Source organism: Microtetraspora fusca (assembly GCF_001570365.1).
In the GTDB taxonomy this organism is placed as follows: domain Bacteria; phylum Actinomycetota; class Actinomycetes; order Streptosporangiales; family Streptosporangiaceae; genus Microtetraspora; species Microtetraspora fusca.
Genome location: NZ_BBYK01000056.1, coordinates 136,031 through 148,480 on the forward strand (window position 1 = coordinate 136,031; position 12,450 = coordinate 148,480).

The 12,450-nt window shown below is 72.6% G+C and carries 8 protein-coding genes and 1 pseudogene; 3 read left to right on the plus strand and 6 right to left on the minus strand.

All coding sequences use genetic code 11. From position 1 onward, the window contains the following. Window positions 1-111: 111 nt before the first annotated feature. Complete coding sequence (locus AWQ68_RS25585) at window positions 112-1,137, minus strand: NADP-dependent oxidoreductase (RefSeq protein ID WP_066944570.1); 1,026 nt, start codon at window positions 1,135-1,137, stop codon at window positions 112-114. A gap of 308 nt (window positions 1,138-1,445) precedes the next feature. On the opposite strand from AWQ68_RS25585, the gene icmF reads away from it, so the two are divergent. Both icmF and AWQ68_RS25595 read left to right on the plus strand, forming a co-directional pair. Further along, the gene (gene icmF / locus AWQ68_RS25590; protein WP_066944490.1) at window positions 1,446-4,670 is read left to right on the plus strand and encodes a fused isobutyryl-CoA mutase/GTPase IcmF; all 3,225 of its coding nucleotides are present in this window, start codon (window positions 1,446-1,448) and stop codon (window positions 4,668-4,670) included. A 133-nt stretch (window positions 4,671-4,803) separates the two neighbouring features. Continuing rightward, window positions 4,804-5,610, plus strand: a complete 807-nt coding sequence (locus tag AWQ68_RS25595; protein WP_066944492.1) for a hypothetical protein — start codon at window positions 4,804-4,806, stop codon at window positions 5,608-5,610. 63 nt (window positions 5,611-5,673) lie between these two features. On the opposite strand, the gene ctaD is transcribed toward AWQ68_RS25595, so the two are convergent. From ctaD to AWQ68_RS25610, 3 genes are all read right to left on the minus strand, one after another. Next, window positions 5,674-7,353: an aa3-type cytochrome oxidase subunit I gene (ctaD, locus tag AWQ68_RS25600; protein WP_066944494.1), complete on the minus strand. Its 1,680-nt coding sequence runs from the start codon at window positions 7,351-7,353 to the stop codon at window positions 5,674-5,676. Window positions 7,354-7,537: 184 nt separating this feature from the next. Continuing rightward, window positions 7,538-8,416 carry a DMT family transporter gene (locus AWQ68_RS25605; RefSeq protein WP_066944496.1) on the minus strand — a complete coding sequence of 293 codons (879 nt, stop codon included), beginning with the start codon at window positions 8,414-8,416 and terminating at the stop codon, window positions 7,538-7,540. Between the two features lie 15 nt (window positions 8,417-8,431). Next, a complete protein-coding gene (locus AWQ68_RS25610; protein ID WP_066944571.1) occupies window positions 8,432-9,478 on the minus strand; it encodes an SDR family oxidoreductase in 1,047 nt (348 codons plus the stop codon). Between AWQ68_RS25610 and AWQ68_RS45800 the strand changes: the two are divergent. Continuing rightward, window positions 9,477-9,833, plus strand: a pseudogene (locus AWQ68_RS45800) (UDP-galactopyranose mutase); the annotation flags it as partial. The gene AWQ68_RS25610 and the pseudogene AWQ68_RS45800 sit on opposite strands and share 2 nt — an antisense overlap. 39 nt (window positions 9,834-9,872) lie before the next feature. Here AWQ68_RS45800 and AWQ68_RS25615 read toward each other — a convergent pair. Together AWQ68_RS25615 and AWQ68_RS25620 are read right to left on the minus strand one after the other, a co-directional pair. Continuing rightward, complete coding sequence (locus tag AWQ68_RS25615) at window positions 9,873-11,075, minus strand: glycosyltransferase (RefSeq protein ID WP_066944498.1); 1,203 nt, start codon at window positions 11,073-11,075, stop codon at window positions 9,873-9,875. A 246-nt stretch (window positions 11,076-11,321) separates the two neighbouring features. After that, complete coding sequence (locus tag AWQ68_RS25620) at window positions 11,322-12,425, minus strand: glycosyltransferase family 9 protein (RefSeq protein WP_066944500.1); 1,104 nt, start codon at window positions 12,423-12,425, stop codon at window positions 11,322-11,324. Window positions 12,426-12,450 lie beyond the last annotated feature (25 nt).

Below are 12,450 nucleotides of genomic sequence, written 5' to 3' on the forward strand. Positions count from 1 at the left end.
GGCGCCCCGGATCACGCCCATCGGTTTCCATCGCGCTCGGACGAGCGCGAAGCGGAAATCCGGCGGGCAGGTCCGGGGCGCCTCGACGCGTGCGCGCCCCGGAGATCGGGCTCAGATCGTGACGAGCATCTTGCCGATGTTCTCGCCCCTCAGCATGCCGAGGAACGCGTCCGGGGCGTTGCGCAGGCCGTTCACGACCGTCTGGCGCTCGCGCAGCCGGCCGTCGCGCAGCCAGCCGCCGACCTCGTGCAGCAGGTCGGGCATGCGCCGGGCGCTGTCCCCGACGATGAAACCCTTCAGCGTCAGCCGCTTGGTAACGATCTTGACCATGTTGTGCGGTCCCGGCGGCGGCTCCGGGGCGTTGTACTGCGCCACCGCGCCACAGCAGGCGACCCGTCCGTGCTCGTTCAGCACCTCGATGGCGGCCTCCAGATGGTCGCCGCCGACGTTGTCGAAGTAGACGTCCACGCCGTCCGGCGCGGCCGCGCGGAGCTGCTCCACGACCGGGGCGTCCTTGTAGTTGAAGGCGGTGTCGAACCCCAGCTCCTCGGTCAGATAGCGGACCTTCTCCGCCGACCCGGCGCTGCCGATGACGCGCGGGGAGCCGCGCAACCTGGCCATCTGCCCCACCAGCGAACCGACCGCCCCGGCCGCCGCGGACACGAAGACGGTGTCGCGCGGGGTGAAGCCGGCCACGTCGAACAGGCCGACGTACGCGGTGAGGCCGACCATCCCCAGCACGCCCAGATACGAGCCCAGCGGCGCGGCGTCCGGATCGACCGCGCGGGCCGACTTCGCGTCCAGCAGCGCGTACTCCCGCCAGCCCAGGGGGTGGACCACCTTCTGCCCGACCTGGAACCGTCCGGAGGCGTCCGCGACCACCTCGCCCACGGCCCCGCCCTCCAGCGGCCTGCCGACCTCGAAGGGCGGGACATAGGACGGGCCGGCGTTCATCCGGCCGCGCATGTACGGATCGACGCTCATGACCTCGTTGCGGACCAGGAGCTGCCCGGGGCCGGGAGGCTCGACCGGGGCCTCGGCGACCTCGAAGTTCTCCGGGGTGGGCCATCCCCGGGGCCGGGACGCGAGCCGCACTTCGAGGCCCCGTTCGGGAAACGGCCGGTGTGACTGGTTCACGTTGATCGTCCATCCGTGGTCGGGGCGCTTCACGCGGATCGCGACGGGTTGCTCTCCCGCCGACGTCCCGTGCCGGTCCGCCGGAGCGCGGCGTCGCGGAGGAGTTGTCGCGAAGGGGACAGTCCCGTCTCCCTGCTCCTGTTCCTCCGGCCCGCCGACGCAAACGTCACGGCCGCGAAACCGCCCGTGACCTCCCACCCGAGCGGGGGCGGGGCGCGCAGCCGCCTTGCGCTGCGCCGCGGTTCTCTCTATGCTCCGCGATTTAGTAGGACGTCCTAGTAAATTGGCGCTCGGTAGGAGTGTGGTCCATGCATGTACCGGTTCATCCCACGAGGTTCGTGACGGCGGCTGCCCTGTTCGACGGACATGACGCGGCGATCAACATCATGCGGAGGATCCTGCAGTCCCAGGGCGCCGAAGTGATCCACCTCGGGCACAACCGGTCGGTCGAGGAGGTCGTCACCGCGGCCATCCAGGAGGACGTCCAGGGCGTGGCGATCAGCTCCTACCAGGGCGGCCACGTGGAGTACTTCACGTACCTCGTGGACCTGCTGCGTGAGCGTGGCGCGGGCCACATCAAGGTGTACGGCGGGGGCGGCGGCGTGATCGTGCGGGAGGAGATCGAGCTGCTGCAGTCGCGCGGCGTGGCCGGCATCTTCTCGCCGGAGGACGGCCAGCGGCTCGGCCTGGCCGGCATGATCAACAGGCTGGTCGAGGCGTGCGACGTCGATCTCGCCGCGGGCGACGCGCCCGACATCGCCAAGGTGGTGGCCGGCGACCACGGGGCGCTCGCGCGTGCGGTCACCTTCGTCGAGGCGGGCCAGGCGGACGCGGAGTGGCTCGGCGAACTGCGCGCCGCCGCGTCCGCCCGCGCGATCCCCGTGCTCGGCATCACCGGGACCGGCGGATCCGGCAAGTCCTCGCTCACGGACGAGCTGCTTCGCCGGATCCGGATCGACTACGAGGACAAGTTGCGGGTCGCGGTGATCGCCGTCGATCCGACCCGCCGGCGCGGCGGGGGAGCGTTGCTGGGCGACCGCATCCGGATGAACAGCCTGACCGGGGGCACGGTCTACTTCCGCTCCCTGGCCACCCGGGGCGCGCAGGAGCTGCCCCCGCACCTGGGGGACGTCATCGCCGCCTGCCGGGCGGCCGGGCACGACCTGGTGATCGTGGAGACCCCCGGCATCGGCCAGGGCGACGCCGCCATCGTGCCGTACTCCGACGTGTCGCTGTACGTGATGACGCCGGAGTTCGGCGCCGCCTCGCAGCTCGAGAAGATCGACATGCTCGACTTCGCCGACGTGGTGGCGATCAACAAGTACGAGCGGCGCGGCGCGGAGGACGCGCTGCGCGACGTGCGCCGCCAGATGGTGCGCAACCGCGAGGCGTTCGGCGTCCCTCCGGAGCAGATGCCGGTCTTCGGCACCATCGCCTCCCGCTTCAACGACGAGGGGGTGACCGCGCTCTACCAGCGGCTGCGCGCCCTGCTCGGGGAGAAGGGGCTGCCCGACCCGGCCGGGCTGCTCCCCGAGGTGCGGGGCAGCGCCTCCGAGGTGACCTCCGCGATCGTCCCGCCGGCCCGCGTCCGCTACCTGGCCGAGATCGCCGAGACCGTCCGCGGCTACCACGCCCGCACCGCCGCCCAGGCGGAGGCCGTACGCCGCCACCAGGCGCTGCTCACCGCGCGCGAGGCGGTCGCGGCCGACGGCGCGGCGACCGCCGACCTGGACCGGATCGCCGAACGCGCCGCGGGCGCGATCGACGCGGAGAGCCGCGGGCTCCTCGACGGGTGGGCCGCCACGCGGGAGGCGTACGAGGCCGACGAACTGGTGGTCAAGGTCCGCGACCGGGAGCTGCGCACGCCGCTGTGGCGCGAGACCCTGTCGGGCAGCCGCGTCCGGAGGGTGGCCCTGCCCCGGTACAGCGACCGCGGCGACCTGCTGCGCTTTCTGCGCTCGGAGAACCTGCCGGGGCGCTTCCCGTTCACCGCGGGGGTCTTCCCGTTCAAGCGGGACGACGAGGAGCCGACCCGGATGTTCGCCGGCGAGGGCGACGCGTTCCGCACCAACCGGCGCTTCAAGCTGCTGTCCGAGGGCCAGCCCGCGACCCGGCTGTCCACCGCGTTCGACTCGGTCACCCTGTACGGCCACGACCCCGACCTGCGTCCCGACATCTACGGAAAGGTCGGCACCTCCGGGGTGTCGATCGCCACGCTGGACGACATGAAGGCGCTCTACGACGGGTTCGACCTGTCCGCGCCGAACACCTCGGTCTCCATGACCATCAACGGCCCGGCCCCCACCATCCTCGCGTTCTTCCTCAACGCCGCCGTCGACCAGGCGCTCGACCGGTTCGCGGCCGAGCACGGGCGGCCGCCCTCGGCGGAGGAGGCGGCCGACCTGCGGGCCCGCACGCTGGCCACCGTACGGGGGACCGTGCAGGCCGACATCCTCAAAGAGGACCAGGGGCAGAACACCTGCATCTTCTCCACCGAGTTCAGCCTGCGCATGATGGCCGACATCCAGGAGTGGTTCATCGCCAACAAGGTGCGGAACTTCTACTCGGTGTCGATCTCCGGCTACCACATCGCCGAGGCCGGGGCCAACCCCATCACCCAGCTCGCGTTCACCCTCGCCAACGGCTTCACGTACGTCGAGGCGTACCTGGCGCGCGGCATGGAGGTGGACGACTTCGCCCCCAACCTGTCGTTCTTCTTCTCCAACGGCATGGACCCCGAGTACGCGGTGCTCGGCCGGGTGGCCCGCCGGATCTGGGCGGTCGCGATGCGCGAGCGGTACGGCGCGACCGAGCGGGCGCAGAAGCTCAAGTACCACATCCAGACGTCGGGCCGTTCCCTCCACGCCCAGGAGATGGACTTCAACGACATCCGCACCACCCTGCAGGCGTTGATCGCGATCTACGACAACTGCAACAGCCTGCACACCAACGCCTACGACGAGGCCGTCACCACCCCCTCGGCGGAGTCCGTGCGGCGGGCCATGGCGATCCAGCTCATCATCAACCGCGAGTGGGGCATGGCGGTCAACGAGAACCCGCTGCAGGGCGCGTTCGTCGTCGAGGAGCTCACCGACCTGGTCGAGGAGGCGGTGCTGCGGGAGTTCGAGCGCATCTCCGACCGCGGCGGCGTCCTCGGCGCGATGGAGACCGGCTACCAGCGCGGCAAGATCCAGGACGAGTCGATGCTGTACGAGACCCGCAAGCACGACGGCTCGCTCCCGATCATCGGCGTGAACACCTTCCGGAATCCGGACGGCGCCGTCGGCGACCATCGGGAGCTGGAACTGGCCCGCGGCACCGAGGAGGAGAAGCAGGCCCAGCTCACCCGGCTGCGCGCCTTCCACGAGGCACACGCCGAGGAGGCCCCGGCCGCGCTCGCCCGGCTGCGGGAGGCGGCGATGTCCCGGGAGAACGCCTTCGACGCCCTCGTGGAGGCCGCCCGCGTCTGCTCGCTCGGGCAGATCACCTCGGCTCTCTTCGAGATCGGAGGCCAGTACCGCCGCAACGTGTGACCCACCCCTCCCGCGAGGTCTTCCCTCCGCCGGGGACGCGACGCACCACCGGAGAGCGGTGCGCGTGGGAACCGGCGGAGCGGTGGGCCGCGTCGAACCGATCAATGATCATGATCGGGAAAGGGAGTCGGGGATGGCGCGGGTGATGGCGACCGGCGCGGCGGCCGCGCTGCTGCTGGCCGGGCTCGCGGGCTGTGGCGGTGCGGGGCCGGACGGCAAAGCAGCGGACGGCAAAGCAGCGGCCGGCACGGGGGTGGACGGCACGGGGGTGGACGGCAAGATCGTGATGTGCCATTTCAGCGAGGTGCCGCTGTGGGCCCTGCGGGAGGGGCGGCCGGCCACCGAACTCGGCCCGGTCGGCCGTGCCGCACTGAAGGGTACGGAGGTGCGGCGGATCGACGACCTGGACACATGGACGGTCGTCGAGGAGAGCCACACCCGGCTGGCGCTCATCCGGGAGCTGGCCCGCCCCCAGGTCCAGGGTGACGGCATGGTCTTCACCCATGAGTTCCTGGACGTCGAGCGGTTCGGCGATCCCGACGCGGACGGCCGCCCGGGCTGGCACTCGCGGGCGTCGGGTCGCTGCGACCTGCGCCGCGATCTCGGCGAGCTGGGAGTGGCCGATGTGACGCTCGACCCCGCGGCTCCGCCGCCCGGCCCGGACTCCCGGCGGATATCCGTACTCGTGCACGAGCGAGACTGCGCGAGCGGACAGCGGGCGGACGGCCGGATCCGCCTGCTCGGCGTGGAGCCGACCGCGGCGGAGGTGCGGGTGGTCCTCGGCGTGCGGCGGGTGGACGGATACGTGACCTGCCAGCCGAACCCGGCCACGCCGTTCACCGTCGAGCTGGACGAGCCGCTCGGCGAGCGGGTTCTCACCGACGCCTCGGTCTACCCGCCCCGGCCGATCTCTCTGCCGGTCACCGCCGGACGGCCGTGACGTCACGGAACGGGAGGGGCGGTCAGCGGGCGCTCCGTGCACATCGCCGCGTGCGCTTAACACTCAGCGTCCCGGGTCGATGGCGTCCCTCTTGCCGTTGAGGTGCTCGGTGCCGGGGGCATGCGGATAGCGCAGGTCGAAGACGGGACGCTCGGACCTGATGAGTGGGAGGGAGACGAAGTTGTGCCGCGGCGGCGGGCACGACGTGGCCCACTCCAGGCTGTTGCCGAACCCCCACGGGTCGTCCACCTCCACCCGCCTGCCGTGCCGGAACGTCCGCCAGACGTTGTAGAGGAACGGCAGCGTGGACATGCCGAGGAGGAAGGCGCCCACGCTGGAGACGCTGTTCAGGACGGTGAAGCCGTCGACGGGGGAGTAGTCGGCGTAGCGGCGGGGAAAGCCGATCACGCCGAGCCAGTGCTGGACGAGGAACGTCATGTGGAAGCCGACGAACAGCGTCCAGAAGTGGATCTTCCCGAGGCGCTCGTCGAGCATCTTGCCGGTGAGCTTGGGCCACCAGAAGTAGAAGCCGGCGAACATCGCGAAGACCACGGTCCCGAAGACCGTGTAGTGGAAGTGGGCGACCACGAAGTAGGTGTCGGTGACGTGGAAGTCCAGTGGCGGGGAGGCGAGGATGACTCCGGTCAGGCCGCCCAGGAGGAAGGTCGCCAGGAAGCCGACGGAGAACAGCATGGGGGTCTCGAAGGTCAGGTGGCCGCGCCACATCGTGCCGGTCCAGTTGAAGAACTTGATGCCCGTCGGGATCGCGATCAGGAAGCTCAACAGCGAGAAGAACGGCAGCAGCACCTGGCCGGTGGCGAACATGTGGTGGGCCCACACGGTCATGGACAGGCCCATGATCGAGATCGTCGCCCCGATCATGCCGATGTAGCCGAAGAGCGGCTTGCGGCTGAACACCGGGATGACCTCGGTGACGATCCCGAAGAACGGCAGCGCGATCACGTACACCTCGGGATGGCCGAAGAACCAGAACAGGTGCTGCCACAGGATCGGGCCGCCGGAATCCGGATGGAAGACGTGGCTGCCCGTCTTGCGGTCGATCTCCAGCACGACGAGGGCCGCCGCGAGCACCGGGAACGCCAGGAGCACCATGAGCGAGGTGAGCAGGACGTTCCACGTGAAGATCGGCATCCGGAACATGGTCATGCCGGGTGCGCGCAGCCCGATGATCGTGGTGACGAAGTTGACCGATCCGAGGATCGTGCCCAGCCCGGCCAACGCCAGGCCCATGATCCACAGGTCGGCGCCGGTGGACGGGCTGAACTGCGCGAGGGAGAGCGGGGCGTAGCCGGTCCAGCCGTACGCGGCGGCGCCCTGGGCGGTTCCGAAGCCGGCCAGCACTGTGAGCCCGCCGAAGAGGAAGAGCCAGTAGCTGACCGTGTTGAGGCGCGGGAACGCCACGTCGTGCGCGCCGATCTGGAGCGGCATGACCGCGTTGGCGAAACCGGCGAACAGCGGCGTGGCGAACAGCAGCAGCATGACCGTGCCGTGGATCGTGAACAGCTCGTTGTAGGTCTGGTTGCTCACGAACTGCAGCCCCGGCATGGCCAGCTCCGCCCGGATGATCATGGCCATGAGCCCGCCGACGAGAAAGAACGCGAACGAGGTGACGAAGTAGAGGTTGCCGACCACCTTGTGGTCGGTCGTGGTGAGCCAGGAGACGACGCGGGCGCCCAGCCGCGTCGGCGCCGCCGGCGCAGGGCGTTTCGCGTGTGTGGTCATGACATCTCCTGTCCCCCGAGAGGAGCCTTCCAGGCGTCATGTACCCGAGCGCCCGTCCTGCTCCCGCTTCGCGAGCCCCTGGGCGAGGAGGATGGCGTGGTAGAGCACCGGCCCGGCGCCCGCCGCTGCAGGACGGACGCCGCCGCGTTGCCGGCCGCGGCGAGCAGCGCGCAGACGATCGCGATCACCGGCCCTCCGCCTCCTGCCGGGCGGTGTCGCTCTTGGCCAGGAACGGGGACCGGCCGAGGATGACGATCCCCACGACGAGCGCGACCAGGCCCGCGACCGTCCCCGCCAGCGCGTGGACGCCGACCTGCAGGTTCTCCCTGAAGATCGCGACGCCCAGCACGATGCCGGTGATCGGCTCGGCCGCGGTGGTGGCGGGCAGTGAGATCCGCAGCGGCGCGGCGTCGAACGCGCTCTGGTTCAGCAGGATGCCGAGCACCGCCACCACGGGGAGCGCGTACGGCGGCCAGGTGGTGAACATCGCCTGCATCCCGTGTTCAAGGGTGAGCAGGGAGCCCCGGGTCAGGGCGTCCTGGAGCCCGTACAGCACGCCCGCGGCGGCGGCCAGCAGCATCGCCCGCGCCTTGAGGCTGGTGCGCAGCGCGACCACGACCAGCCCGGCGGTCACCACCAGCACGGCCAACACCGCGACCCAGGTCATCGAGACGGGGTGCGGCACTCTGCCTCCCCGGGGTTGCGCGGACGCGAGGAAGATCGCCACCCCGCCGCTGACCAGAACCGCTCCCAGCCACTCCGCGCGTCCGAGGCGCTCCTGGTAGACCAGGGCGGAGACCGCCAGCGCGAAGATCAGGTTGGTCGCGAGCAGCGGTTCGACCTGGGCCACGCTGGCCCGCTGCAGCGCCAGCGCCCCGAGGATCTGCCCTCCCGCCATCGCGGCGATGCCGAAGCGCCACACGGGCTTGCGTACGAGGTGCAGCAGCAGTTGGACGTGGAGCATCTCGCCCAGCGGCTCGGCGTACGCGGCGTGCTGCTGGGCCATGAAGCCCACCCCGATGAGGGCCGCCGCCATGAGGCCGAGCAGCACCGTGAGGATCATGTCACGCGGATGTCGTCAGCGGCGTTTCCTCCGCACGGGGGCGGTGGCACGCCGGGGCAGCAGGGAGGAGAGCGCGGCGCCTCCGGCGACGAGCAGCGAGGCGGCGGTGAGCGCCGCCCGATGCCGGGACAGCCACGCCTCGGCGCTCCTGGTATGGGCCCGCTCGCCGAACCTGCCGTGCGCGCCGAAGTCGTGGCCGTCCTTGCCGTCCGCGGCCTCCCACAGGTTGGCCGGGCCCTCCGGGTCGTACGGCTGGGCGGTCTGCTGGGACGCGTAGCCGGTCCTGGCCAGGTAGCGGTCGACCAGCGCGGGAGCGACCTTGTCGGCGAGCAGGGCGGCGGCGGTGGAGCCGCCCACCCAGTACTCCTTGCGCCGCGGGTGGTCGGCGGCGAACACCACGGCGCGCGCGGCCACCTCCGGCTGGTAGATGGGCGGGACCGGCTGGGGACGGTGCGGCAGCCGGGACAGCACCCAGTCGAACTGCGGCGTGTTGAGGCCGGGAAGCTGCACCATGGTCACGCGTACGGCGCTGCGCCGGTGCAGCAGCTCGCACCGCAGCGACTCGGTGAACCCCTTGATCGCGTGCTTGGCCCCGCAGTACGCCGACTGCAGCGGGATGGCCCGGTAGGCGAGGGCCGACCCCACCTGCACGATCGTGCCGTGGTTGCGCGGCAGCATCCGGTCCAGGGCCGCCCTGGTGCCGAACGCGTACCCGAGATAGGTCACCTCGGTGACGCGGCGGAACTCGTCAGGGGACACCTGGTTGAACGGGGCGAAGATCCCGGCGAACGCCGCGTTCACCCACACGTCGATCGGGCCGAACTCCTCCTCGACCCGGCGGGCGGCGTCCGCCACCTCGCGGTGGTCGGCCACCTCCGTCGGGATCACCAGGGCCCTCCCGCCGGCCGCCTCGACCTCGTCCGCGGCGGCGGCCAGGCCCGTCTCCCCGCGCGCGAGCAGCGCGACCGAGTCGCCGCGCGCGCCGAACGCGCGGGCGGTCGCCCGGCCGACGCCGGCGCTCGCGCCCGTGACCACGACCACCCGGGATCTTCTGCGTCTCATGTACGTCACCCCCTGGTCTCGGCCGCTACCCGAGGAGGGCGCAGCCACACGGGGCCGGGGTTTAGGACCGGTAAGCCGGGCAGACCGGGCGGAGTGGGGGCGGCGTGGCGAGGACACGGACGGGTACGGCGCCTGGCTGCGCCGGATGGCCGACCGCCCCGGCATCGACATGCGGCTGGGGGCCGACTTCCGCGACGTGCGCGACGACGTGGTCGGCCGCGTCCCCGTCGTCTACACCGGTCCGCTCGACGCGTACTTCGGGTACGCCAGGGGCGAGCTGGGGTGGCGGACGCTGGACCTGGACGTGGAGGTCGTGGCGACCGGCGACCACCAGGGGACGGCCGTCATGAACTACGCGGACGAGACTTCGCGGCCGAGGGATGACGGCCGCGCCTCATCCCGCCGGGCAGGCCCGGCTCCGTCCCTGCCGGGAGAGCACGGAGCGGTAGACGTCCACCACACGGTGGACCAGCGCGTCCCAGGTCAGCTCCGCGGCCTGACGCCGGGCCCGGGAGGCGAGCGCCACGGCCAGCGCGGGGTCCGCCGTCAGCTCGCGCAGCGCCTCGGCGATCGCGTGCGGCGAGCCCGGCGGGACGAGCAGGCCGCTCTCCCGGTGCCGGACGATCTCGGGGACGCCTCCCGTCGCGCTCGCCACGACCGGCACCCCGGCGTACATCGCCTCGATCAGCACGGAGCCCAGCTCCTCGTAGCGGGACGGGAGCACCAGGACGTCCACGTCCCGGAGCACGGCCGGGATCCGCTCGTGCGGGAGGAACCCGAGGAAGAGGGTCCGCCGCTCGACGCCGAGCCGGGCGGCCAGGCGGCGCAGCCGCGCCCGCTCCGGCCCGTCGCCCACCAGGACCAGGTGTCCGGGCGCGGCGGCGGAGAACAGCGCGAAGCCGCGCAGCAGCGTGTCGACGCCCTTCTGCGGGTGCAGCCGTCCCACGTACGCGATGCGCGGCCGGGGCACTCCGGCGGGCAGTCCGGGGCCGAGATCGGCCGGGTCGGCCCGGAACTCCCCGCCGACCCCGGACGGGATGACGTGGACGTCCGGGCGCGCCAGCTCCCGCCGGAGCCGGTCCGTCAGCGTGATGACCGCCGCCGCCCGGTCCACGCCGTACCCCTCCAGCGCGCCGCCCAGGGTCTTCAGCAGGAACGAGCGCGGGCCGGTCACCCGGAGGGTGTGGCGCAGGCTGCAGTGGACGGTCAGCACGATCGGCGCTCCGCTCAGCCGGGCGGCGCGCAGCGCGAGCGGCACGATGGCGAGGTCCTCCCCGAGATGGGCGTGGACCACGTCCGCGCCGGGCGCGAGGCCGGGCAGCCGCCGCCACGCGTACAGGCTGTAGCACTGGCGGAAGACGCCGATCGGGAGGCCGAGCCGGATCACCCGGCCGTGCCGTCCGAGCGGCGCGACGGCCGGGGCGGTCGGCGGCCGAGTGGTGATCACCGTCTGGGCGATCCCGAGGGCGTCCAGCGCGCGGCTGAGGTGCCCGGTGTGGTTCTGCATCCCGCCGATCGGGTCGAAGGCCGCCGCCGACTCGGCGGCCAGGGCCGAGGCCGGCGGCTCGAAGACGGAGCACAGCCGTAGGACGCGCATGTTCACCTCGCCGGAGCCGCGTGGAACACGTACCCGCCAGACCGCACCTCATGTGCCCGCTCCCTCGCCGGTCCGCCGCATGTCCCTGGTGGAGACGGGGGCCACGGCCGCCGGGAGAGGCGGGCGCCGCGCTGCGGCGCCTGGCTCGCGACGCCGCCCTGCGCCGGGAGTTCGGCCGCCGGGCCCGGGCCAGGGCGCTGGCGGCCTTCGACGCCCGGCGCATGGCGCGGGACACGTTCGAGGCGCTCAGAGGAGTCGCGGGAGCGCGTCGACCCGCTCCAGCACCGCGGAGACGGGCAGCCGCGTCGCGCAGCGGAAGTCGATGGGGCAGGTGAGATGAGGGCACGGACTGCAGCCGACACCGCTTCGGGCGACCAGGTGGCGCCCGCCGTAGGCCCACCGCCGGGGGTCGCCGGACAGGAACACCGTGACGCTGGGTGTGCCGGTCGCCGCCGCCAGATGCGCGACCCCCGTGTCGGCGCAGACCAGGAGGGCCGCCCTGCGCAGCAGCGCCGCGTACGTGCCGAGGTCGGCACGGCCGGTGAGATCGGTCGCGGGGCCGCGCATGGCGGCGCGGACTTCGGCGGCCAGCGCCGACTCGGCCGCGACCCCGCCGATGAGGACCCGCAGGCCGCGCGCGACCAGGCCGTCGGCGACGGCCGCGAACCGTTCGGCCGGCCAGCGCCGGCTGGCCGAGGTCGCCCCCGGGTGGACCACCGCGTACCGGCCCGGCCGCAGCCCGTGCCACCGGGCGAGCCGGGCGAGCCCGCGCCGATCGGCGGGGAGTTCGGGGAACTCCGGACGCGCCGGATCGGGCGGCAGGGGAACCCCGAGGTGCCGTACGAGCAGGAGGTGCCGCCAGATCTCGTGCGCGGAGCGCGGATAGGGCAGCCACCAACCGCTGCCGTCCCCCGGCCCGACTTCTCCGGTGCCGATCTCTCCCGGAACGCCGCCCTCAGGGCCGAAACCGCACGCGCGCCGGCCGAGTCGCTCGGTCACCTCGCGGGCGGCCCCGCTGTCCCCGTACGCCTGGACGGCCAGGTCGAAACGGGGCGCCGTGCCGAGGAAGGCGGCGAGTCCGGGGCCGTCAACCGGCCGCTCCGGGATCCCGGGGTACCCCGGGAAGGGCAGCAGCGCGTCCACGTAGCGGCTCATCCGGCGTACGAGCGGCTCCATCTCGGCCCACGTGACCAGTGTTACCCGCACGTCGGGGCGGGCCCGGCGCAGCGAGCGCAGCGCGGGGACGGTGCACAGCAGGTCCCCGAGACCGACGCGCAGCCGCACTATCGCGACCTCGGCCAGCCGGGGATCGGCGAGCGGAGGGCCCGCGGCTCCGAGCGGAGGCTCCACAGCGGACCGCCGCTACCCCGCGTCT